Source organism: Cytobacillus oceanisediminis (assembly GCF_007830235.1).
Taxonomy (GTDB): domain Bacteria; phylum Bacillota; class Bacilli; order Bacillales; family Cytobacillaceae; genus Cytobacillus; species Cytobacillus oceanisediminis.
The window spans coordinates 317,067-341,748 of sequence record NZ_VLKI01000004.1 but is presented as its reverse complement, the minus strand read 5'-3'; the positions used below and the strand labels follow the sequence as shown (position 1 = coordinate 341,748).

Here is a 24,682-nt window from a genome sequence, read left to right as displayed (position 1 = left end):
AATTATCCGGTATTAGCTCCGGTTTCCCGAAGTTATCCCAGTCTTACAGGCAGGTTGCCCACGTGTTACTCACCCGTCCGCCGCTGACTTCCGGGAGCAAGCTCCCATCCGTCCGCTCGACTTGCATGTATTAGGCACGCCGCCAGCGTTCGTCCTGAGCCAGGATCAAACTCTCCATATAAGAGTTGATTAAGCTCATAAGTTGTCTTTTTAAAAAAGACTAAAGAATTAACGTTGACGTTTTTGTTCGTTCAGTTTTCAAAGATCAATTTCTCTTTGTTATATTTTGCCTTATCGCTCAGAAGCGACTTTATTAATATAACATGTTTTGTTTCTAACTGTCAACACTTTTTTGAAAGAAATCCGTCAGCTGTGAAAATGTTTTTTGTTCATATCGCAGCGACGGATATAAATATAACAAGGATTTAAATAAAGGTCAATAGCTTTTAATGTTTTTTTACGATAATTTTTTTCCGAGTTTATAATACCGGTGATATATCCCTTGTCCCTTCGTTTCTATATTCACTACTTCTATAATATGTTTATCAATTAGATATTCAAGAAGCATACTTAAGTCAACTGAATATAAATGAAGTTCTTCATGGCTCATAATATCATGGATAGACCATTCTTCTTTTTCACCAAGAATATCTGTAAGATGGGTAATACCTTGTTTAGTCCTTGAATGAATCAAGAACTCACTGGCCAAAAATAACAGTTCCAGTCTTTTTTCCAACGGTTCCTGGCTATTTACAAGCTCTTCATATAACTTCATAATTTCTGGCTCAATTTGTTTCACTTGGTTCCAAACGGTTACCTCGGGATGAAAACCATTTTCGATCACTGCAAGCCTGGCCAGATGATGGAGAGAATGAACAATATGATTATAGGCGTCAAAATAATGGCGGTTCTCAAAAAATGCTTTGCCATCCATGTACCGGCGGATCAGCTTCGCAAACTCCAGCCCCATCTTTAATTTCCTGCCGTAGAACGGAAATTCCCTTAATTCTACTTTCAAATTATGAATATATTCATTTCGATCAAAAAGAACTTTTCCATTATAGAGCCAATCAAAGATCTTGCGGTTTGATCCCAAAAGGATCCATTCACGCAGCTGCTTATCTGTAACTATATGAAGAGCTGCTTTTTTATCCTTATATGTGTAATGTTTAACAAACACCGGTTCATCTGCTTCCTTTACAAGAATCAGGAGCACAGCATCAAAGGTATCTGTAGCAGGAAGTGCTTTTTGCATCTTCTCGGTCATGATCACTCCGAGAGTATTCGCCTGGCTTGCCCGTTCTTGATAAATAGGACGGAGAATATCTTCCATCATAATTCCTCCAGTTTATTGATAGCGTATATCTTCGACAATTATAAATGAAATCCTCCCTAAATGTGAGACATTTTTCGACACCATTCTATATTAATATTTATTTACGTAAAGAGGTTATGGTATAGTTAGCTTTTAGGAGGGAACAGAATGGCTAAGTACTCAAGTAAAATCAATAAAATTCGTACATTTGCCCTAAGTTTGATTTTTATCGGATTTATCGTTATGTACGTAGGAATCTTCTTTAGAAACTCCCCTCTTCTCATGACAATATTTATGCTGCTTGGAATGCTGTTTATCCTTGCAAGCACAGGTGTATATTTTTGGATCGGCATGCTTTCAACAAAAACCGTGCAAGTGGTTTGTCCAAATTGCGGCAAGCATACCAAAATGCTAGGCCGTGTTGATATGTGCATGTATTGTAAAGAGCCTTTAACGCTTGATCCAAAACTTGAGGGCGTTGAATTTAATGAAAAATACAACAAAAAAGATACGAAGCAGAGCTGATAACCTCACCGCTTCATATTCGCGATTCGAATGGCCGGCTAGCTTATAGCCGGTTTTTTATTATAAATTGTTCAGTTTACACTTAAGCAAAAAGAAAAAGCTGTCAGCATCCAGCCGGCAGCTTTGTACTATTTTATTAGTGGGCTTCTTTGCTTGCACATTCAGGACAGGTTCCATAGATCTCCATTCTATGATGGCTGATTTTAAAACCTGTTACATGCGAGGCAAGATGCTCTACTTCATCAAGGCCAGGATAGTGGAAGTCTACAATCTTGCCGCAGCTTTCACAAATGACATGGTAGTGATGAGTAGTTACAAAATCGAAGCGGCTCGATGCGTCTCCGTATGTTAGCTCCTTTACCAGGCCGACCTCACGGAATACTCGTAAATTATTGTAAACTGTAGCCACACTCATATTAGGGAATTTACCTTCTAATGCTTTGTATATATCGTCTGCAGTCGGGTGTGACATGGAGTTTATTAAATATTCAAGTATCGCATGACGCTGCGGAGTGATACGGACTCCTGTTTCTTTCAAAGTATCCAGCGCCTCTTTTAATTCCATTTGCGCCACCGCCATGCACCTCTTTTCCAACAAATATTATTACTTTATAATCTTTATAAATAGTGTACTAATTTTTTACCACATTTGTCAATATTGCAAACACTTTAATAGAGGGAAATCAGCTTTTATCAGCATGCAATGTATGCTCGCTGGATCCTAAATGATGATTTACAATGCGAGCTGAGACAAATAACAAATCGGATAAACGGTTTAAATAGGCAAGAACAAGTGGGTTTACATCTTCCCCCAGTGAGACCGCACAGCGCTCAGCCCTTCTTACGATTGTTCTTGCCACATGGAAGGCAGCTCCAGATGTCTGGCCGCCAGGCAGAATAAAGTTAGTGAGGGCAGCAAGTTCTGTATCCCATTCATCGATTTGTTTTTCCATGAAGGCAATATCCTCTTCTGATATGACCCATTTAACTTCCTTTCCTTTGGGCGTTGCAAGCTCAGCGCCTGCGTGAAACAAATCAGTCTGTACTTTGTGAAAAACTTTTTCTATCTTTTCTTTATTAGTTAAAAATTCAGCTGTTAAGTGGCTTAGCGCCATCCCAATCATTGAGTTGGCTTCATCACATGTGCCATAGGCTTCAACACGGATATCATCTTTATTGACCCTTTGCCCATATACCAAAGAAGTTGTTCCCTTATCTCCAGTTTTTGTATAAATTTTCATCTTAATACCCTCTTTCAAGATCAATCACATTAATATAATCTTTGTTATTTTTAATATATGTATGAAGGTTATGCTTAAAAATTTCAAAAGATCTGGGTAAATAATTTTTAGTAATGCTTGAGTGGTGTGGTGTGACTGTCACATTTTCCATTTTCCAGAACGGATGCGCTTTTGGAAGCGGCTCATTAGCGAAAACATCCAGGTAGGCATGTGAAATCTGGTCTGTTTTTAATACAGAAAGAAGAACCTCCTCCACAAGATCACCTCTCCCTATATTTATAAAAACAGCGGAATCCTTCATGGCTGCAAAATGTTCTTTCTTAAGCAAAAACCTTGTTTCAACTGTACTAGGCAAAACAGATACAAAAAAATCAGCTTTAGGAAGTATTTCACTAAGCTGGCTAATACTATAGATACGGTCTCCCCCAGCTGCGTCTTTCCCGCTCCTATTCACTCCTGCTACATTCATTCCAAAGCATTTAGCTAACCTCGCGATTTCCCCTCCGCTAGCACCGATACCCAGTACCAATAAAGTCTTGCCTCGCAGTTCCTCCATAGGCAGTTTTCTATCCCAAACCTCATCCCGCTCATTTCTCGCCAATGCAGCCATTTGTTTAACATGGCCCAACATTGTACCCAGCGTGAACTCCGCCATCGCAATTTTATGGATTCCCCTCGCATTCGTAACAAGGATTCCTTTTTCCTAGCATGCTTTAAAAGGCATTTCATCCATTCCAGCGGACATTACCATAATCCATTTTAATTTTTTCGATTTATGTATATGTTCCTCCGTTAAATCTTCTCCGTATGAATAAATATTTCTGCATCATAAAAAGATTCCCCGGCCGTTTCAATCCCTTTATAAAACAGAAACTCTGCTTGCGGAAATCCTTTTGCACCTCTTCACGGAGTGCTTCTGGGGGCAATATAGAAGACACAATTTTCATAGGACATCACTCCATCTTCGCTTTTTTCATCATATCACCGATGTCTGAATTGTAGAAACAATACGTTTTTTATTTTAGTACTCTTATTATAAAAAAAAACGGACCAGATAAGGTCCGCTTCGAAAAAAGTATCTGAGGAGGTATGCCCTAATAAAATGATATGCAAAACTTGTTTTTAGGAATGGACAAAAGCCTTGATCCCCTAAAAATAGGCCACCCATTTGCAAATTTATTTTCATTAAACCAGCGCTAGGCCAGGTTTTCCTTAATATATTCAAGAGCTTCCTCTACATGCCCTTTTACTTTCACTTTCCGCCACTCTTTAGTGAGTTTGCCTTCCTGATCAATAATAAAAGTGGAACGTTCAATTCCCATATATTCTTTCCCAAAATTCTTCTTCAGCTTCCATACATCATACTCTTCAGCGGTTTTATGATCTTCATCAGCAAGCAGCAAAAATGGTAAGCCGTGTTTTTCGATAAACTTTTCATGTCTTGTGAGCGGATCGGGGCTTACACCTAAGATAACTGCATTCACGCCCGCAAAGTTCTCATGCTGGTCCCTGAAATCACATGCCTGTGTTGTACAGCCTGGCGTCATGTCTTTCGGGTAAAAATAAAGAACCACATTTTTACCGCGGTAATCTGAAAGCTTTATCTTTTTGCCATTGCTGGCCTCTAGCTCAAAATCCGGAGCAAGGTCTCCAATTGCAACTGCCATACTCTATCACTCCCGTTGGATAAGTTTTTCTTCCTTTAAGACTATCCAACTTTTCACTTAAAAACAACTATTAGGCAGGCAGTCATGTCTGCTTTTCCGCATCAAAAACAACTCTCGCCACAAAGGCTGCAGGTATGACATAGCCAATCAGCGCTTCCATAACAGCAATCATCCTGCCAATCCCAATCGGGCTAATATCTCCATATCCAACTGAAAATAGAGTGACTGCACTAAAGTAAAACCCCGTCTCAAGCCGTTCCAGAAAACCTGCTTCAATATAGTTTGTTCCATCTATTAAAACAACAAGCCCATGTAAATCAAGCAAAATATAAATTAGCCCAAAACCAATCATGATCGTAGCATACAAACTTATCAGATAGAGAAAATTCTCCATAGAAACCCATCTGCCCTTTATCTTTGTTGATGAAAAAAGGGTTTGCAGACTCATGATCATGCATAAAACAATTAGGATTAACGACAAATAAAATGCCATAATGTAACCTCATTTCGAAATGGCTTCAATTTATTTATACGCTTTCAACCCATGCTGTATGACTGCCTGTCTGCACACAAGAAAGCGCAGGCGCCCTTCGGAACAAGCAAATGCCGCTTGTTCCTGCGAAGCTGATTCCAAGGAGCTTGCCTTAGTGCGCATCGACGGAGTGTGGCGGCTGAGGCCTACAGGACAAGAAAGACTTCGTCAACTTTTACATCGCACGACCAAAAGCGGGAGCTTTTGGGAGGAAGTGGCGTTCTTAGTCTGAGTTCCTTTTTGAGATAAAGGAAACACGAAGAGCGATAGCAATTCGATGTTTCCTTATTTTATTGAAGGAAGCACGTCGAGTCGATAGGGTGCGGCAGCTAGACAGTTATCGAAGTTAAAAGTTTTACAGGCACATTAAAAAGCCAGGGATATCCCCCGGCTCTTGTTTCAATTACCTGCACCCCTATACCGTTTTACGCCTGAATTCCAAATCAGGATTGAGATTCCGAAGAATACGATTCCGATAACTGGAGTTAAGAATGAGTAGAGAAACCACTCTTCCTTTCCTAAAAAGAAAGCGGCAGGATAAACACCGACAAAGGCGAATGGCAGCACCCAAGTTAAAACAAAGCGAATAACGCTATTATAAATATCTACTGGATACCTGCCATAATTTCCGATGTTGTACATCATCGGCATAATCGAAGTTCGGGCATCAGCCCAAAAACTGATGCACGCAATCATGATAAATATGCCGCCATACACGAGCATTCCTCCTAATACAAAAAGAAGGAATAAGAACGGGTCTGCCCAGGATAGCTTCAGGCCAAGGCTGTTTCCGGCATAAAACATTACAGCGATTCCTGTAACGGCCCCGAATAGGGATTCAAGCTCCATCCGTTCCAAAACAATTTGAAACAGGCTATGGATCGGACGGGTCAATATCCTATCAAGTTCACCTTTGACAATATACCTTTCATTAAAATCCCAAATATTAAAGAAAGAAGAGAACAGTGCATATGGTACAAGGAAAAATCCGTAAATGAAAATGATCTCATCCCTCGTCCAGCCTCCAAGAAGATTGGTATGGCCGAAAACGACTAATATAAAAATTAAATTGACTGCCTGAAATAATAGGTCTGAGAATATCTCCACAAATAAATCTGCTCGGTATTGCATTCTCGTTTTCATATATTGGGCGACATATTGGAAAAAAATTCTTATATAAAACATCCGTCACCCTCCCTGAATAATAAGCTGTTTTTTCGCAATCACCCATAGAATCTGAATGGGGATCACCAGAATGATTACCCAGACACCCTGAAGAATAATCGCTTGAATGGCTTCATTATTTGAAAAGCTATTTGTAAAGATCATACTCGGTACATAACTGATTCCCTGAAAGGGGAGATACTTCAATATATCCTGTGCCCAATTCGGGAAAAAGCTGATGGGAATAAGAAGGCCTGAAAAGAGATCAATCACAACTCTTTTCGCCCGGATAAGCCCCGTATTATTAAATAGGAAGAAAGTGGTAATACCTGTCAGCAAATTAATTTGTGTATTAATAAAGAAACTTAATAAAATCGACACCGCAAAAAAGAGCCAAGTGGTTAAATCTGCGGAAAATTGGAGCGGGAAAATGAACGAAACAATCACCATACCAGGAACCGAGAAGAAGAACAGCCGGAATACCCCCTCGCCAAGCCCCTGCATTGTTTTCATGCCAAGGTAATTGTACGGGCGTATCAGTTCCACCGCTACCTTCCCTTCTTTAATTTCAGCAGCCATTTCACGGTCAATATTATTAAAATAAAATGCCCTTGCCATCCACGCTACTGCTACATAGGTAGACATTTGAATAACAGACATGCCTTCAATTGCATCCTTTTCGCCATAAATCGCCGACCATAAAAAATAATAGGCCCCGATATTAATGCTGTAAATCAAAATACCTGTATAATAATTAGTTCTGTAAGCCAGCATCATCAGAAAACGGATCCGGATCATTTCAAGATATTTATCCATGAGAACACCCCCAGTTATGGAGTGGAAGGAACCATCCCATTACGATATCCCCCGGTCATAAATATTTCGGATGATTTCCTCTGTCGAAGTTTCTTTAATGTTGATATCTTTTATTTTTAAAGCGGCAACCACCTTTGCAATTAATAGTGATATGAGCTCATCATCATCCTCCACTACTGCCGTAAAAATGGCTTTCTTCTCATCCTTCTCCCATTTCACTTCAGATGATGCTGTAATTTTATTAAGATCAGCAAGTTCCACTTCTTCGAGGAATTGAAATTCTATTTCTTTTCCTTCTCCCCATTTTTCCTTTAGGCTTTTTAATGCACCATCGTAAATGACCTTACCATCATCAAGCATAACCACCCGTTCACACAGGGCCTCGATATCTGTTAAATCATGTGTGGTCAGCAGAATGGTTGTATTATATTTTTTATTAATCTCTTTTAAGAACTCCCTGATTCTCAGCTTAACCAGTACATCAAGCCCGATGGTGGGTTCATCTAAAAACAAAAGCGGAGGGTTATGGATCAGTGCCGCAGCAAGTTCGCATCTCATTCTTTGCCCAAGCGAAAGCTTCCGGACCGGCTTATCCAGCAGGGGTTCTATATCCAATGTTTTTATGACATGTGCCATATGGCTTTCATATTGCTCATCAGATACTTTGTACACCTTCTTCAGAAGCCTAAAAGACTCCTGAACAGCGATGTCCCACCATAGCTGCGATCTTTGTCCAAAAACCACACCAATGGTGCTAACGAACTTTTCACGGTCTCTATGCGGGTTCATTCCATTTACAATGACTCCACCGCTGGTTGGGGTTAAAATTCCAGTCAGCATCTTAATGGTCGTTGACTTGCCTGCTCCATTTTCGCCAATATAGCCGACCATTTCTCCTTGCTTCACATTAAAGCTGATGTCGTTAACAGCTGGTACAATCTTATAGTTTCTTGTTAAAAGGTCCCGAAAAGCACCTTTTAATCCTGAGCGGCTAGAATAAGCTTTAAACTCTTTCTTTAAGTTCCTGACTGTTATTGCATCTTTCATGATTACTCCTCCTGCCAATTAATGCCCTAATGAAATAGTTTAGACAAACAAGCACACCAACACAAATAGAATGCACCCTTTTTTTTTGGCTTTGTTAAACCTGGGTGTTGATTTCAGCTACAGTCACTCGCTATCCGCGGGGTCGAACGGCCCTCGGCGTTCAATGCCTGCGGGTCTCCTTTAGGTACGCTTTTCCGGCAGGACTTTGAACATGCACCTTCGAATAAACTCCGCACGAAGGAATGCGAATATATTTCGTGGATCTCGCGCCTTCCCCTCCAATATTAACAGTGCTAAATCAACAATTACATTAACACAGCCCTATTAAACGCCAGTCTGTTTTCATAGCAATATACAGAATTCTCTGCTTTCCCCTTTAGATTGGACTAACTGCCTTTCGATCATGTTAAAATAATAAATGTACGACTAATTGGATTCATGTCAGGAGGATAATAATGCAATTTACTAATTCTGAAAGATTACATAAACAAGCTCTTGAACATATTGTCGGGGGAGTCAACAGCCCTTCCCGCTCTTATAAAGCAGTTGGCGGAGGTTCCCCAGTCGCGATGGAACGCGCTCAGGGCGCATATTTTTGGGATGTTGACGGCAACCAATATATTGATTATTTAGCCGCCTACGGACCGATCATTACCGGCCATGCCCATCCGCATATTACTGAAGCGATTAAAACTGCTGCAGAGCGCGGAGTTTTATATGGAACTCCAACCCCACATGAAGTGAAATTTGCTGAAATGCTAAAGGAAGCAATGCCTAATTTGGATCAAGTCCGTTTTGTAAACTCGGGAACAGAAGCAGTTATGACAACCATCCGTGTTGCACGGGCTTATACAGGCAGAGACAAAATCATTAAGTTTGCTGGCTGCTACCACGGCCATTCCGACCTTGTTCTTGTTGCGGCAGGCTCAGGCCCCTCAACATTAGGCACTCCCGACTCTGCTGGAGTACCTAAGAGCATCGCTCAGGAAGTTATAACAGTTCCTTTTAATGAAATCGAGCCGTATAAGGAAGCTTTGGAAAAGTGGGGAGACCAGATTGCAGCAGTTCTCGTTGAACCGATTGTCGGCAATTTCGGGATTGTAGAACCTAAACCAGGATTTTTGGAACAGGTAAATGAATTAACCCATGCTGCAGGAGCGTTGGTTATTTATGATGAAGTTATTACTGCTTTCCGTTTTATGTATGGCGGAGCACAGGATTTGCTAGGAGTTAAACCAGATTTGACTGCTATGGGTAAAATCATTGGCGGAGGACTGCCTATAGGTGCTTATGGCGGCAAAAAGGAAATCATGGAAACCGTTGCTCCTCTAGGACCTGCGTATCAAGCCGGAACTATGGCAGGCAACCCTGCTTCCATTCTGTCCGGCATCGCCTGCCTTGAAATACTTAAACAGCCAGGTATCTATGAATATTTGGACCGCCTGGGCGAAATGCTTGAAGAAGGCATTAAAGCCGCTGCAGCAGAATTTAACATCCCGATCACCATTAACCGTTTAAAAGGTGCTCTCACCGTTTATTTTACAGATGAAATAGTTGTAAATTATGAACAGGCAGAAAACACAGATGGCGAAATGTTTGCAAAATTTTTCAATCTAATGCTAACCCAAGGAATAAACCTGGCTCCATCCAAGTATGAAGCATGGTTTGTAACGATCGCCCACACAGAGGAGGATATTCACGCAACTATCCACGCAGTCCAAAATGCATTTCAGCAATTAGGCTCCGAATAAATATTCATTATTTTATACATTAACGGGAGCCATAAGGTTCCCGTTTTCTTTATTAACAGTTATGAAAACGTTTACAATCTTAGTGTTTTTTTATACATCATCAGTTTTGTCCACCTAAACTCTATCCAACTTTTTGTATAAATAATTGATTTCTGAAAATTCATATGATATGATAGGAGAAATCTTTTCTGTAAGTGCGGAGTACGCCAGCAAAAAGATGGGTATAAAGGCAAAAACCTTTCCCAAATAATCACACTATTCATTTAATAAATGCATGATGCATTTATCCTTTCAAAAACATGACTTTTTGAACAACCTCATTTAAAACCCGTAAACAACTAATTTTTAATAGATTACTAATCAGGAGGTGAACGGCTTTAAGGCAAAGCCTTATTTTCAGCCGAATACTATGACATTACAACAATGGAGTCCTTCACTTTTTAAAGAGTTTAACCGTCAGGAGCATGATGCGTGCGGCATCGTTTCTGCTATGGAAAAAAAGAAAGTACCTACACGGGAGAATATTTTCAGCTGTATCAATGCCCTTGTCACAATGAATCACCGTGCCGGCTTTATTAACGGAGAAGGAGACGGTGTTGGCATTCATATCGATATCCCGAGAGAGCTTTGGAAAGAAAAGCTAAAAGAAGCAGGAGCCGATCCGGCAGCTGCAACCCGTGAGGGGTTTGTCGTTGGACATGTATTTATGTCTAGAAGCAAGGACACAGAATCTTTTAAAAAGCATTTAATGCAAAAGCTTGCCGATTCTCAGATTGAAGTCATTTTTGAATCTGAAGAGGTAACAGAATCCTCTGCCCTTGGTCCAATTGCCATTCAGGAAAACCCTGTATTTTGGCAGTTTGCATGTTTATCAGAACAAACCGGAGGAGAGCTTTCTAAAAAGCTTTTTGAATTGATTGTTGATTTTGAAGAAAATGAGCATGTGCATGTCGCTTCCCTAAGCCAGCATCATGCTGTTTATAAAGTAATGGGCGCTGGAGATATTTTGCCTAAATATTATCATGATTTAGCAAACCCGCTTGTTGCTTCAACAATGACACTTGGACATAACCGCTATTCAACTAATACATTATCAAGCTTCTTTCGCGTGCAGCCATTCAGTATCCTTGGCCACAACGGCGAGATCAACACGATTGCAAAGCTAAGAGATGAAGCGAAAATGGTTGGCGTTCCGCTTGTAAAAGACGGAAGTGATTCACAGGATTTGAGCAGAACGCTTGAAACGTTTATTTGCCGTGACGGTTATTCACTATTCGAAGCGATGGATGTCTTGTTCCCGCCAATCGTGAATGAAATCAAATCTTACCCGGAACACCTTCAGGATATGTACTCATATATTCGTGAAGCATGGGGACATTTTGCTCAAGGTCCAGCAGGAATTATCTCCCGCTTTGCTGACGAAGCTGTGTTTAGTGTAGATGCTTTGGGCCTTCGCCCACTGTGGATGCTTGAAACAGAAAGCTCTTACCTATTCTCATCTGAGCCAGGAATTTTTCCATCAAGTGAATATGTCAACGAACCAAAGCCGCTTTCACCTGGTGAAAAAGTTGGATTGAAATGGGATGGCGATACTCTTGCCGTTTATGAACACAGCAATTATCAAGCTGCAGTTTTTGAAAGATTTTCAAAACGTGTTAATGCTGATAACTTCCGTATTCGCCTGCAGGAGCCAAAATTAGAAAAAACAATTTCTATTAACTATCCGGATAAAGTCCATAATGGACAATATAAAGCGTTTGGCTGGGAAAGAGACCATGTCCAGCTAGTAGAACAAATGGCAGAAAAAGGAGCAGAGCCAATCCGTTCACTCGGACACGACTCTCCTCTTGCAGCACTAAATCCGCAACGGAAAAATATTTCAGATTTTATCAAGGAAAGCGTTGCAGTTGTTACAAACCCTGCGATTGACCGCGACCGTGAAACCGAGCATTTCTCAACACGTACCATTATTGGGCAGCGTCCCTCATTATTCGAAAAACAGCAGCCTGGTGCTGTAATTGAATTGCAGACTCCTATTTTAATAGAAGGAAAAGCAGGTTTTGAATGTTCTGATGCTCTTAAACAGCCAAGCTACGATCAGGTAACCAGCTTTTATCAGGAGCAAAAGCTTATTTCTTATCTGTCTACCACTTTTAAGAAAAATGAAACAGTAAAAGAAGCTTTGGACCGTTTATCAGCAGAAGCAGTTGAAGCTGTCCACAACGGAAAGACCCTGCTTGTGCTCGATGATGCAAATGCCCATCAGGAGGATACTTATTGGATTGATTCGCATTTAGCCGTGTCTGCTATTGACCAGGCCCTTGTAAAAGAAGCTTTACGCCGCGAATGTTCTCTTTTGGTGCGCTCTGCTTCCATCAGGTCCTTGCATGATATCATCACAGCATTTGGCTTAGGTGCAGATATAATCAGTCCGTACTATATGTTTATGACAGTGCTTGGCGATTCTGTAACGCCACTAACCAATTTATATTCAGCCCTTACTAAGGGTCTTGAGAAGGTTATTTCAACGATCGGCATTCACGAGTTAAGAGGCTATGGCCGTTTGTTCTCTGCAATCGGTCTGCATGAAGACGTGGCCGAGTATCTGAATATCGTAAACTTCTTCGGTTCAAAGGAACTTGCATTTAATTTCGACGCCTTAAAAGAAGATGCTTTTGCGAGAGCAGAAGATTATCAAAATGAAAAAGAGCGGATCGGGAAGACATTCAGCCTTTTCCCTCGTATCTGGAAAGCTATCGGAGAGGTTGCATCAACAGGCGACTATAGTGCATACAAGGAAAAAATCTCTGAGCAGGAGGACCAAAACCCTACGACAATCCGCCATTTAACTGGATTTAAGGAGACGGCTTCAAACCTAAAGCCGGAGGATATTAGCTTGAATGTAGGAGAGCATGACCTTCCGTTTGTCATCTCCTCCATGTCCTTTGGTTCTCAGAATGAGACAGCGTTCAGGGCCTATGCAGAAGGTGCAGACCGTTTGAACATGGTCAGCTTGAATGGTGAAGGCGGGGAAATTAAGGATATGCTTGGTAAATATCCGAAAACTCGCGGACAGCAAGTGGCATCCGGACGTTTTGGTGTAAATGCCGAGCTGCTCAATTCATCCAACTTGCTTGAAATTAAAATCGGGCAAGGTGCAAAGCCTGGTGAAGGCGGACACCTTCCAGGTTCAAAGGTTACAGCAAAAATTGCCGAAGCACGTAATGCAACAATTGGTTCAGATTTGATTTCACCTTCAAACAACCATGATATCTATTCAATTGAAGATTTGGCACAAATGATCCATGAGCTTAAGACAGCCAACGATAAAGCAAAAGTAGCCGTTAAGGTTCCGGTAGTACCGAATATCGGGACAATTGCTGTCGGTATCGCAAAAGCCGGTGCAGATATTATCACACTAAGCGGATTTGACGGCGGTACTGGTGCAGCCAGAATCCACGCGCTCCAGCATGTAGGCCTGCCGGTTGAAATCGGCGTAAAAGCCGCTCACAATGCCCTATTGGAAGCAGGCATCCGCGATAATGTCGAGCTATGGGCTGACGGCGGAATCAAGAGTGCAGCAGACGTATTAAAGGTAATGCTTCTCGGAGCTAACCGAGTTGGCTTTGGTACATTATCCATGCTAGCCATTGGCTGTACAACATGCCGCGGCTGCCACCTTGACACTTGCCACGTGGGTATTGCTACACAAATTGATTCTGAAGCACAGGCTAAGGAGCATGGTTTAAGAAGATTCGTTCCTCGCCAATTTGACCTTGCTGTCCAAGGCATCATGAATTTGTTTACAGCATTTGGCGAAGAGCTTAAAGCACTTTCAGCTTCTATTGGAGTAAAAAATCTTCAGGATGCTGTTGGACGTTCTGACCTTCTGGTACAAACCAAAGGTGAAAACCAGCTTAATCTGACTCATCTGTTAAAGACACTTGAAATCGGCCAATTCTCTCCACAGGAAGCTCCGGCAGCCCTGCATGAAGCACAGCTACAGGTAGCCGTTGGAGCAGAATACCTGGATGCAAGTGTCGAAGAGTTGCATCAATCACGCGAATTCCAGAGTATCACTTCTGAACAGCGTGTGTTAGGCAGCCGTGTTTCCTGCCACCGCGTAAGAGGCCGTTTGGATGGTTCCTATAAAGGGCTTCCGCCGGTTGACTTAAAATATAAAGGCGGATCCATTCCTGGAAATGGCCTGGGAGCTTACAACAGCTTTGGCATTAATATCGAAGTTGCCGGAGGAGCCCAGGATGGAATCGGTAAGACGTCATTTGGCGGCCAAATCAAGATCTTTAAGGCAAAAGGAAAGAACGGCAAGTTTTATAACGGCTCTGTCGGAAAAGGCTTTGGCTACGGAGCTCAGCATGGTTTGCTTGTAGCCCAGGGAAATGCTGATGCACGCGCAGGAATCAGATTATCCGGAGCCGACATGATTATTGGCGGCCAACTGAAAAAGCCGATTCCTGAAAAGGAATACGGTAATATCGGAACAAACGCCAATATTAAGGGCTTTGCCTTCGAATATATGACAAACGGAAGAGGCCTTGTCCTTGGTGACCCTGGTCCATGGATTTGCGCAGGTATGACTGGCGGTGTTGTTTACTTAAGACACCAGCCGGAAATGGGCTTAACAAAAGAAGCCATCCAGCGCAGAATTGCAAAAGGAGCAAAAGTTTCTGTCACTTCCCTTTCAGAAAAAGGAACGGAAGATGTAAGAGAACTCCTTGGCCAATATATTGCGATGCTGAAAGATCAAGGCCAGACTGATGAAGCTTCCCAGCTTGCTGCCCTCCTTGATCATCCGGCTGACCACTTCGTACAGGTTATTCCGGTTAAAGAACAAGCTGACCCATCTGTTTCTACAGAGTGATTGTTTAGCAGCATAATGAAGAACCGTCCGTGCCTGCGGACGGTTCTTTTTATATTTATTAGTTTGAGATCTAAATGGATACACGGGGTTATTTATGTTTTATTTGCCAATCTTGGCTGTATTCCCGGTTCATAGGCACTATTCCTCGGCTTTAGTTCCCTTCAACGCTCGTATACTCCATTCAACGGCTCTATTCACTCGCTTTAGTTCCCTTTATTGCTCGTATACTCTATTCACTCGCTTTAGTTCCCTTCAACGCTCGTATACTCTATTCAACGGCTCCATTCCCCCGCTTTAGGTCCCTTCATGACTCGTTTACTCTGTTCAACGGCACTATTCCTCCGCTTTAGGCCACTTCATGGATACTTTTCTCCGTTTTCGGAATTAATCCACACTATAAGTCCAAAAAATGTGCATTTAAGCTATCAAAAGTAAATACCCCTTTTACTTTTTCTTAATAAAATTTCATTAAAATGCCCCTTGAACTTCTTTCCATATCCCTGTATAGTACAATATTGTTTAATAATGAGCAAAATCGTTTAAAGTATGTATAATTAGCACTTTAAACGGACCAATCGGTGAGACTATTAATCAACCAGAAGAATGCTTCTGGAGGAAAGGACATATATTGTATGAAGCTTGGCGCCCGCATACTTAAGACGGGAATCGCAATTATATTATCTTTATTTTTATCGGAAGTGTTTAACCTTCCCTCCCCTATCTTTGCAGGGATTGCGGCTATTTTCGCCGTTCAGCCGACCATTTACAGATCTTATCTTTCCATTATTGAGCAGATCCAAGGGAATGCCATTGGCGCATTAATTGCAGTTATTTTCGTGCTTTTGTTTGGAAATGATGTCTTTATTATCGGGCTTGCAGCCATTATGGTTATCACGATTAATCTGAAACTGAAAATTGAAAATACGATTGGTTTATCACTGGTAACCCTGATTGCTATTATGGAAACACCAGGAGACACCTTTTTGCAGTTTGCACTTATTCGCTTTTCCACTATCATGCTTGGGGTATTGTCTGCATTTATTGTTAATCTGGTGTTTTTGCCTCCTAAATACGAAAACAAGCTTTACAATAGGATTTCACATAACACAGAAGAGATTACGAAATGGATCAGGCTTAACATCAGGCACGCCTCTGAGCACAAACTCCTGAAAAATGATATCGACAAAATGAAAGAAAGCAATGTAAAGCTTGAACAATTGTATTTAATGTACAAAGAAGAACGGAATTATTTTAAGAGAAATGATTTGGTTAAGTCACGAAAGCTTGTGATATACAGACAGATGATCTCAACCGTAAAGCGTTCACTTGAGACCTTAAAGAAATTGCATCGCTTTGAAAATGACTTGCAGCAAATGCCTGAAAACTTTCAGCATGCAGTTCAGCAGCAGCTGGATATTCTGATTCACTACCATGAGCATGTAATGCTTAAGTTTATCGGGAAAGTCCGACCGAATGTGGTATTTGAAGAAGGGGACTTCAACTTAAGTAGAAAAGAACTTGTAAACCTTTTTCTGTCACAGCAAAAGGAGCTCAACCTTGAAGATGAATCAATACTCCCTCATACTATGCAAATCATCTCTGCTATTGTGGATTACGATGAGCATGTAGAGCATCTCGATAAGCTAATAACAAGTTTTCAGGCTTATCACAAGGACGAAAATGAGGTTACTATACAGGAGAATTTTGAATAAGAATAGCCCCATGCATCTGGAGCAAGGGCAAGAAAAAAGCAGCTGGGTCTCAGCTGCTTTTTTAATTAATTCTTCATTCGCGGATCGAGAGCATCTCTTAACCCGTCACCCATTAAGTTAAACCCGAGAACAGTAAGCATAATCGCCAGCCCTGGGAAAATCATCGTCCATGGAGCCTGTACGAGATATGCTTTTGCATCAGCCAGCATTTTTCCCCACTCAGGGTTCGGAGCCTCAGCACCGAGTCCCAGGAATCCTAATGCAGCTGCTTCAATAATGGCAGTCGCAATAGCAAGGGTTCCCTGCACAATGATCGGCGCCATACTATTCGGCAGCACATGCTTGAAGAGAATACGGCTATTGCTCATTCCAACTGCTTTGGCAGCCATAATATACTCTTCCTGTTTTACACTAAGCACCCGCGAGCGGATGAGCCTTCCGAAGTTAGGAATATTAATGACCGCGATCGCAATCAGGGCATTTCGCAATGAAGGTCCCAAAACAGCTACAATCGCGATTGCAAGCAAAATACTAGGAAAAGCAAGCATAATATCAAAAACACGTGAAATAATCGCATCAACCCATTTACCGTAGTAGCCTGCGACTACACCCAGAAGGCAGCCTACAACAATGGATCCCATTACTGCAAGGAATCCGACCCATAAAGAGATTCTCGCTCCATAAATAACCCTTGAGAAAATATCCCTTCCAAAGTCATCAGTCCCAAACCAATGCTCGCTAGATGGGGCTTGCAGCCTTTTGGATAGCATTTGTTCATTTATCCCCTGCGGTGCGATAACCGGCGCAAAAACAGCCAGAAGAATAAAGAATAGGACGATGATTGACCCAATCAAAGCCAATTTATTTTTTCTAAAACTTCTCCATGCTTCCATCCAGGGGGAAACCACTTTTTCATCAGCTGGCAAAATCGGCGGCTGAATATCTTTTTGAGTTGAAAGTTCCAAGCTTATCTCCCCCTCCCTAGTTATATTTAATGCGCGGATCTATTGCTGCATACAGCAAGTCCACCACTAAATTGATCATGACAAAGATAAAAGCGATAACAAGAATTCCTGATTGAATAACAGGATAATCCCGGTAGTTAATGGCTTCATAAATATAACGGCCGATTCCAGGCCAGCTGAAAATCGTTTCGGTCAATATCGCTCCCCCCAGCAATAAGCCCATTTGCAGGCCGATTATCGTTAGAACGGGAATAATTGCATTTTTTAATGAATGTTTATAAACAACCCAGAACATTCTTAAGCCTTTTGCCCTTGCAGTTCTGATAAAATCGGATCTCATAACCTCAAGCATTGTCGAACGCGTAATTCTCGCAATAATAGCCATAGGTATGGTGGCTAATGCAAATGCAGGCAAAATCAAATGCTTGACGACATCCCAGAATTGATCTATCCTCCCTTGCAGAAGGGTATCAATCATGTAAATATGTGTAATGGCCGTAATCGGGTTTCTTACCTCTTCCCTGCCCGAGGTAGGCAGCCAATCCAGCTTTATGGCAAACGCCCATTGCTCCATTAAGCCAAGCCAGAAGATCGGCATGGATACGCCAATAAGTGCAAGCACCATGGCAACATAATCAAACCATGAGTTTTGGTACCAGGCACTGATAATTCCTGCATTTACACCTATAAAAACCGCAATTAACATCGCTACAAATGTCAGCTCCATAGTGGCAGCTAAATATGGCCAAATTTCCTGGCTAATCTCAGATTTTGTTCTAATTGATTCTCCAAGATCACCAGTCAAAAGTCCGCTAAGATATGTAAAATATTGAAGGTACCACGGCTGATCCAGCCCCAGCTGCTTCGTTAATGCCTCCACAGCCTCTTTTGTTGCCAATTGCCCCAGAATAATCTGTGCCGGATCTCCCGGAATTGCCCGAATCATAAAAAAGACGATTAGGGAAAGTCCCAGTAATACCGGTATAAGTGAAAAAATTCGTTTGATCGTATAGGACATCATTTACATTTTCACCTCTCTTGAAGGTTGGTACAATATTTTGGAATAGAAAAGGGAGATACAAAACTGTACTCCCCTTTCCCTGGATTATAAGAAGTATGACTCTCTTGCAATTTTCATTGTCTTAGCTGAAAGTCCGCATATCTCTTCAGCCTATAATCTTATTTAAATTCAACAGTTGATAATAAATCAGAACCTGTTGGATGCGGCTTGAATCCTGTTATATCTGCTTTACCCGCAAGGATTGGTCTTGAGTGAACAAGCGGAATCCAAGGAGCATCTTCTTTAATGAGAAGCTGAGCTTGTTTGTATAGTTCTTCTCGCTCTGCCTGGTCTGCACTTGCTTGTGCTTTCACCAATAAGTCATGCACTTCAGGGTTTTGGTAGTAAGAGTAGTTATTGGATCCAATGCTGTCCTGGTCGAGAAGTACGTATAAGAAGTTATCCGCATCTCCGTTGTCGCCTGTCCAGCCAAGCAAGAATGTATCTGCTTCACCATTCTTAGCTTTATCCAGGTAAGTACCCCACTCGTAGGAAACAATTTTAGCTTTTACACCGATCGCATCAAAGTTGGCTTGAAGAGCTTCTGCCACTTTTTGTCCATCTGGCATGTATGGTCTTGGAACAGGCATAGCCCATAGTTCCATTTCAAACCCGTCTTCATATCCTGCTTCTTTTAATAGTTCTTTCGCCTTTTCAGGGTTATATTCATAATCTTGAACATCATCGTTATATCCTGCTACGACCGGAGGCATTGGGTTCTTCGCAGGTTCAGCTGCGCCTGCATAGAAAGCATCGATTAATGCTTGCTTATCAACTGCATAGTTCAGTGCCTGGCGTACCAGCTTTTCTTTCAATGGTCCACGAGTGCTTGTTAATCCAAGATAAGCAACGTTTAGTGTTGGGCGCTCAAACACCTGTAAATCAGGATTTCCTTCAATTTGTCCTACATCACTGAAGTTAACGCCATCAATCAGGTCAACCTCGCCTGTTGCCAATGCATTCAAACGTGCAGAGTTTTCAGGAATAACTCGGAAGATGACTTGATCTAACTTAGGTAAGCCTTCTTGCCAGTAATCTTCATTTTTCACAAGAGTGATGCGGTCATTTGGCTTCAATTCCTGGAATTTGAATGGACCAGTTCCAACTGGATTTTGAAGGAACTTATCACCGTGCTTTTCAACAGCAGCCGGGCTGGCAATTCCGAATGGAGACATAGCCAGGTTCTTTAGGAATGGAGCAATCGGCTTGTTTAAAGTAAACTCTACTGTATAATCATCAACTGCTTTAACTTCAGAGATTTTGTCTCCGAATTGGGAGTTATAATAGTAGAATTGCTCAGCGCTTCCTGCTTTCCATCTTTCAAAGTTAAAGACAACCGCTTCAGCATTGAAATCTGTTCCATCATGGAATTTAACACCTTCGCGAAGCTTTAATGTGTGCTTTAGGCCATCTTCGCTTGTTTCCCATTCAGTAGCAAGGCCTGCTTCAATTTCTGTATCCTGCTCACCAAAGTTAATAAGTGTTTCATAGATATTTTTAGTTACTTTAAAAGATTCACCTTCTGTTGTAATAGCCGGGTCAAGTGAAGTGGAATCACCGCCGCGTCCAAAAACAAGCGTACCTCCTGAAGTTGTTTCTTCTGTATCTGTTCCTTTCTCATTATCCTCTTCTTCCTTCGTTCCGCTGCTTGAGTTGCTGCTGCAGCCGGCAAGTGCCAGTGACAGAAGCATGGCTACAATAAGGAACCAAATACCATTGCGCTTTTTCATTGTTTTCCCCCTTTTTCTTTTGCCTGTTTTACAGGCGTCTTTACATATTTATCATCCATGCAGTGAGCCATTTTGCCAGCTCATCGAGAACTGTACAAATGGCAGGCTGCAAAGTGACCAGGTTCAATTTCCTCTAATTGAGGTCTGTCAGTTTTACAAATATCCATGCATTCTTTGCATCTCGTGTGGAACGCGCATCCAGCCGGAGGATTCTGCGGGCTTGGAATATCGCCGGTTAAAAGCTCCCTGTCTTTCTTTAAAGTCGGATCAGGAATTGGAACTGCACCAAGCAAAGCTCGCGTATATGGATGCAGCGGTTTGTCATAAAGCTGGTCGGATGTTGTGATTTCTACCAGCCTTCCAAGATACATAACTCCAACTCTATCACTGATATGTTTAACCACCCCTAGATCATGGGCAATGAATATATAAGTAAGCTGAAACTCCTTTTGCAAATCTTCAAGCAGGTTTAATACCTGTGATTGAATCGATACATCGAGAGCTGAAACTGGTTCATCAGCAATGATCAGCTTCGGCTTTGTCATAAGTGCTCGTGCAATTCCGATTCTCTGCCTCTGGCCGCCGCTGAACTGGTGAGGATAACGCTTTGCATGGTAGCTGCTGAGACCAACAACCTCTAGCATCTCCCTTACCCTTCGCTTTCGCTCCTCTTTATCGCCAATGCCATGGACGATAAGCGGCTCCTCCAAAATCTGTTCAACAGTATGGCGGGGATTCAGAGAAGCAAATGGATCCTGGAACACCATCTGCATTTCCTTTCTCATTTTGCGCATTTCCCCGGAGCTTAAGCTTGTCAGGTCTTTGCCTTCGAAAACCACGTTTCCATCCGTTGGTTCAATCAGGCGCATTAGCATTCTTCCTGTTGTGGATTTGCCGCATCCCGATTCTCCGACGAGACCAAGCGTTTCTCCTTTATTGACAAAGAAACTGATGTCGTCAACTGCTTTAACATCACCTGTTTTTCTTCCAAAAAGTCCGCCTGTAACCGGAAAGTACTTTTTTAATTGATTAACTTCCAACAGCACTTCGGTCATTCACTACACCTCCTGACTCGTGCAGAAAACAGCGTACAGTGTGCTGTTCTGCTTCTTCAACATTGTAAAGCGGAGGACTTTCAGCCATGCAGCGGTCATGGACAAACTCACAGCGTGCTGCAAATCGGCAGCCTGTCTTGATTGACCCCGGCTTTGGCACATTTCCCGGGATGGAATAAAGACGTTCTTTCTTTTCCCGGACATCCGGTACAGATTGAAGCAGCCCCTGCGTATAAGGATGCTTCGGATTCTTAAAAATCTCTTCTACCCGCGCTTCTTCGACAATTTTTCCAGCATACATCACGATGACCCGCTCGCAGACTTCAGCGACCACGCCTAAATCATGGGTGATCATAATAATTGCTGTATCTAATTTCTCGTTAAGGTCCTTCATCAGGGAAAGGATTTGAGCCTGTATTGTCACGTCCAAAGCGGTTGTCGGCTCATCGGCAATCAGGAGGCGCGGATGGCAAGACAACGCCATGGCAATCATAACCCTCTGCCTCATCCCTCCGGATAGCTGATGAGGATATTCCTTCATAATTTGCTCAGCTCTCGGCAGTCCGACAAGCTTCAGCATTTCAACTGCCTGCTGGGCCGCAGCCTTCTTGTTTACTTTTTTATGTATTTTGATGCCTTCTATCAGCTGGTCGCCAATCGTGAATAAAGGATTCAATGAAGTCATCGGCTCCTGAAAAATCATCGCCACTTCATTGCCTCTTATTTCACGCATTCTTTTTTCTGAAGCGTTCACCAGATTTTCGCCGTCCAAAAGAATTTCTCCTCCAACAATTTTTCCTGGCGGCTGTGGAATCAGCTTCATTATGGATAGGGAAGTAACACTCTTACCGCAGCCGGATTCCCCGACTATTCCAAGGACCTCTCCTTTATTAACGGAGAAGCTTATATCATCCACGGCCGGTACTTCACCATCCGAAGAGAAAAAGGAAGTCCTAAGCTGCTTTACATCTAAAACTGGAGCTTGAGTCACACGGATACTCCTTTCTTAATCATCCTTTTCTATGAATTAGGACATTTTTAACAATTTTGGACCTTAGGTCACTATCTTTTTCTCATTCTATAAAAAAAGATAGTTTAAGTCTACTCATTTTTCTAAATTATTTAAATATAGTAAACATTATATATTTTCCGACAAGATTTTGTGTCATTCTACCTATAAAAATAATAGTTTTCTAATAATATGTATGAAAAGGATGTATATTAATGACTGTTTTTTTCACTTAAATATTGTTACACTATAGCAATTTAAAGCACTACCATAAAAAAGCACACGAAAGCCGACCCTCTTTAGAGCCGGCTTATAGTCCTAATGTTCAAGCTGCTGAACTTGAAATAGCTTATAATAATTTCCTTGTTTTTTCATTAATTCTTCATGGCTTCCTGCTTCCGAAATTTCTCCATGCTCTATTAGGATAATTCGATCAGCATGAGTGATCGTGGAAAGACGATGTGCCACGATAAACGTCGTGCGATCCTTTGCCAATTTTTCCAAGGCTTCCTGTATGAGATGTTCACTCTCAAGGTCTAAAGCAGAAGTTGCTTCATCCAAAACAAGGATGGGCGGATTCTTTAAAAAGATTCTTGCAATGGCAATCCGCTGTTTCTGCCCCCCCGATAGTTTGACACCTCGTTCGCCAACCTTTGTTTCATACCCATCAGGCAAGTTCATAATAAATTCATGTGCGTTGGCAGCCTTGGCAGCTTCGATCACTTCTTCATCTGTTGCTTCCGGCTTCCCCAGAAGGATATTAGTTTTTACTGATTCACTAAACAAAATATTATCCTGGAGCACCATGCCGATTTTATCGCGCAGACTGCGGACTTTAAAGGAACGGATATCGGTGCCATCAAGCAGGACTCTTCCTTCGGTAACATCATAAAAGCGCGGGATCAGGCCCACCAATGAAGACTTTCCGCCGCCGCTCATCCCTACTAGCGCAACCGTTTCCCCTGCTTTCACATCAAGGGATATGTCTTTTAATACAGAAGCTTCATTCTCATTGTATGAGAAGCTTACTTTTTCAAACTGGATATGGCCCTTCACATCCCGGCATTCAATTGCATCAGGTGAGTCATCTATATCGTATTCCTCATCTATCAATTCGAAAACCCGGTCCATGGAGGCAATCGATTGGGTTAAAGTTGTCGATGAATTTACAAGCCTTCTGAGCGGGCTGTACAATCTGTCTATATAGGCAATAAAGGCCATCATCACACCGAGTGAGATATCGCCCTGGATCACCTGATAGCCTGAATACCCAATGACAAGAAGCGGTGAAATATCTGTAATTGTATTAACCACAGCAAACGCCTTTGCATTCCATTTTGTATGGTCAATTGCTTTCGTCAGGAAGTTTTTATTTTGCGTATCAAATTGGGTTTGTTCATAATCTTCAATGGCAAAGCTTTTCACTACAGCCATCCCTTGGACCCGTTCATGCAAATATCCCTGAACTTCCGCCAGAGCCTGCGAGCGGGCTCTCGTCAGCTTTCTGAGATTCCCGAAAAAGTATTTAACCGAAAAAGCATAAAACGGAAATAAAAGCAGCGACACAATTGTCAAAGTAACATCCATATTCAGCATGATCACAACAGCAATTAAAATGGTCGCCACATCAAGCCAAAGATTCATTAATCCGGTTACAACAAAGGTTTTGGTCTGCTCCACATCATTAATAACCCTTGAGATAACTTCCCCAGTCCGGTTATTTGCGTAAAACCTAAAGCTTAGCTTTTGAATATGGGTATATAGCTTATCACGGATATCAAATAAAATTTTACTTGCCACCCACTGGGCAAAATATTGCCGGTAATACTCAATCGGCGGACGTGCAATGGCAAACACCGCGATCATAATGCCCATTACGATTAAGAGTGTGTTTGTTTTATCACTTTGGCTTAATGCCTCATTGCCAATAATATCATCAATGACATATTTGATCAGAAGCGGAATCAATAGCGGAATGGCAAACTTGATAATGCCAATTATGATTGTTCCGATAATCTGAAGGCGATACGGCTTTACAAAATTTAAATATCTTTTTATACTATCCAACCGGCTCGCTCCCCCTCTCTAATACAGCTCTATATTTTCGTTGATAAAAAAGGTGATTTCGTTGAAATATCCTTTTTCCCGTTAATAAATGGACCAAATTGGTTATTGCCGGTACATGCTTCCCGGTAAAAGTAAGAACTTGCT

General features: G+C 41.8%; 20 protein-coding genes and 1 rRNA gene. 4 read left to right on the top strand and 17 right to left on the bottom strand.

The window, feature by feature from the left end; translation table 11 throughout:
- Positions 1-181: ribosomal RNA gene (locus IQ19_RS10290) — 16S ribosomal RNA — on the bottom strand; the annotation flags it as partial.
- A gap of 276 nt (positions 182-457) precedes the next feature.
- Positions 458-1,333 (bottom strand): nucleotidyltransferase-like protein, encoded by an 876-nt coding sequence (locus IQ19_RS10285; protein WP_144542349.1) that lies wholly within the window; start codon positions 1,331-1,333, stop codon positions 458-460.
- Positions 1,334-1,483: 150 nt separating this feature from the next.
- On the opposite strand from IQ19_RS10285, the gene IQ19_RS10280 reads away from it, so the two are divergent.
- Positions 1,484-1,840, top strand: a complete 357-nt coding sequence (locus IQ19_RS10280; protein WP_144542335.1) for a YgzB family protein — start codon at positions 1,484-1,486, stop codon at positions 1,838-1,840.
- Between the two features lie 136 nt (positions 1,841-1,976).
- Here the strand turns inward: IQ19_RS10280 and perR are convergent, their stop codons facing one another.
- From perR to IQ19_RS10240, 9 genes are all read right to left on the bottom strand, one after another.
- Positions 1,977-2,414, bottom strand: coding sequence for a peroxide-responsive transcriptional repressor PerR (perR, locus tag IQ19_RS10275; RefSeq protein WP_198029704.1), 438 nt, complete (start codon positions 2,412-2,414; stop codon positions 1,977-1,979).
- A 109-nt stretch (positions 2,415-2,523) separates the two neighbouring features.
- On the bottom strand, positions 2,524-3,081 hold the full coding sequence (locus IQ19_RS10270) for a cob(I)yrinic acid a,c-diamide adenosyltransferase (RefSeq protein WP_144542334.1): 558 nt from the start codon (positions 3,079-3,081) through the stop codon (positions 2,524-2,526).
- Between the two features lies 1 nt (position 3,082).
- Positions 3,083-3,736, bottom strand: coding sequence for a D-2-hydroxyacid dehydrogenase (locus IQ19_RS10265; RefSeq protein ID WP_338422645.1), 654 nt, complete (start codon positions 3,734-3,736; stop codon positions 3,083-3,085).
- Between the two features lie 48 nt (positions 3,737-3,784).
- Positions 3,785-3,862: a hypothetical protein gene (locus tag IQ19_RS29100; RefSeq protein WP_338422647.1), complete on the bottom strand. Its 78-nt coding sequence runs from the start codon at positions 3,860-3,862 to the stop codon at positions 3,785-3,787.
- A gap of 415 nt (positions 3,863-4,277) precedes the next feature.
- Positions 4,278-4,748 (bottom strand): thioredoxin-dependent thiol peroxidase, encoded by a 471-nt coding sequence (gene bcp, locus IQ19_RS10260; protein WP_144542333.1) that lies wholly within the window; start codon positions 4,746-4,748, stop codon positions 4,278-4,280.
- Positions 4,749-4,830: 82 nt separating this feature from the next.
- A complete protein-coding gene (locus tag IQ19_RS10255; protein ID WP_144542332.1) occupies positions 4,831-5,241 on the bottom strand; it encodes a potassium channel family protein in 411 nt (136 codons plus the stop codon).
- A 438-nt stretch (positions 5,242-5,679) separates the two neighbouring features.
- A complete protein-coding gene (locus IQ19_RS10250) occupies positions 5,680-6,465 on the bottom strand; it encodes an ABC transporter permease (RefSeq protein WP_144542331.1) in 786 nt (261 codons plus the stop codon).
- A gap of 3 nt (positions 6,466-6,468) precedes the next feature.
- Positions 6,469-7,260: an ABC transporter permease gene (locus tag IQ19_RS10245; protein WP_144542330.1), complete on the bottom strand. Its 792-nt coding sequence runs from the start codon at positions 7,258-7,260 to the stop codon at positions 6,469-6,471.
- A 39-nt stretch (positions 7,261-7,299) separates the two neighbouring features.
- Complete coding sequence (locus IQ19_RS10240; RefSeq protein ID WP_144542329.1) at positions 7,300-8,307, bottom strand: ABC transporter ATP-binding protein; 1,008 nt, start codon at positions 8,305-8,307, stop codon at positions 7,300-7,302.
- 455 nt (positions 8,308-8,762) lie between these two features.
- Here IQ19_RS10240 and IQ19_RS10235 point away from each other — a divergent pair, with 455 nt between their 5' ends.
- The 3 genes from IQ19_RS10235 to IQ19_RS10225 all read left to right on the top strand — a co-directional run bounded on the left by IQ19_RS10235 (position 8,763) and on the right by IQ19_RS10225 (position 16,652).
- Entirely contained in the window at positions 8,763-10,058 is a 1,296-nt protein-coding gene (locus IQ19_RS10235) for a glutamate-1-semialdehyde 2,1-aminomutase (RefSeq protein WP_144542328.1), read from the top strand.
- A 409-nt stretch (positions 10,059-10,467) separates the two neighbouring features.
- Positions 10,468-14,940 (top strand): glutamate synthase-related protein, encoded by a 4,473-nt coding sequence (locus tag IQ19_RS10230; RefSeq protein ID WP_144542327.1) that lies wholly within the window; start codon positions 10,468-10,470, stop codon positions 14,938-14,940.
- A gap of 632 nt (positions 14,941-15,572) precedes the next feature.
- A complete protein-coding gene (locus IQ19_RS10225) occupies positions 15,573-16,652 on the top strand; it encodes an FUSC family protein (protein ID WP_144542326.1) in 1,080 nt (359 codons plus the stop codon).
- A gap of 65 nt (positions 16,653-16,717) precedes the next feature.
- Here IQ19_RS10225 and nikC read toward each other — a convergent pair whose 3' ends face one another.
- The 6 genes from nikC to IQ19_RS10195 all read right to left on the bottom strand — a co-directional run bounded on the left by nikC (position 16,718) and on the right by IQ19_RS10195 (position 24,538).
- Positions 16,718-17,545 carry a nickel transporter permease gene (nikC, locus tag IQ19_RS10220; protein WP_394137913.1) on the bottom strand — a complete coding sequence of 276 codons (828 nt, stop codon included), beginning with the start codon at positions 17,543-17,545 and terminating at the stop codon, positions 16,718-16,720.
- Positions 17,546-17,633: 88 nt separating this feature from the next.
- The gene (locus tag IQ19_RS10215) at positions 17,634-18,638 is read right to left on the bottom strand and encodes an ABC transporter permease (RefSeq protein ID WP_144542324.1); all 1,005 of its coding nucleotides are present in this window, start codon (positions 18,636-18,638) and stop codon (positions 17,634-17,636) included.
- A 158-nt stretch (positions 18,639-18,796) separates the two neighbouring features.
- Positions 18,797-20,407, bottom strand: a complete 1,611-nt coding sequence (locus tag IQ19_RS10210; RefSeq protein WP_144542323.1) for an ABC transporter substrate-binding protein — start codon at positions 20,405-20,407, stop codon at positions 18,797-18,799.
- A gap of 80 nt (positions 20,408-20,487) precedes the next feature.
- The gene (locus IQ19_RS10205) at positions 20,488-21,462 is read right to left on the bottom strand and encodes an ABC transporter ATP-binding protein (RefSeq protein WP_144542322.1); all 975 of its coding nucleotides are present in this window, start codon (positions 21,460-21,462) and stop codon (positions 20,488-20,490) included.
- Entirely contained in the window at positions 21,437-22,453 is a 1,017-nt protein-coding gene (locus IQ19_RS10200) for an ABC transporter ATP-binding protein (RefSeq protein ID WP_144542321.1), read from the bottom strand. Before IQ19_RS10200 ends, IQ19_RS10205 begins: the two co-directional genes overlap by 26 nt.
- Positions 22,454-22,789: 336 nt before the next feature.
- On the bottom strand, positions 22,790-24,538 hold the full coding sequence (locus IQ19_RS10195) for an ABC transporter ATP-binding protein (RefSeq protein ID WP_144542320.1): 1,749 nt from the start codon (positions 24,536-24,538) through the stop codon (positions 22,790-22,792).
- Positions 24,539-24,682 lie beyond the last annotated feature (144 nt).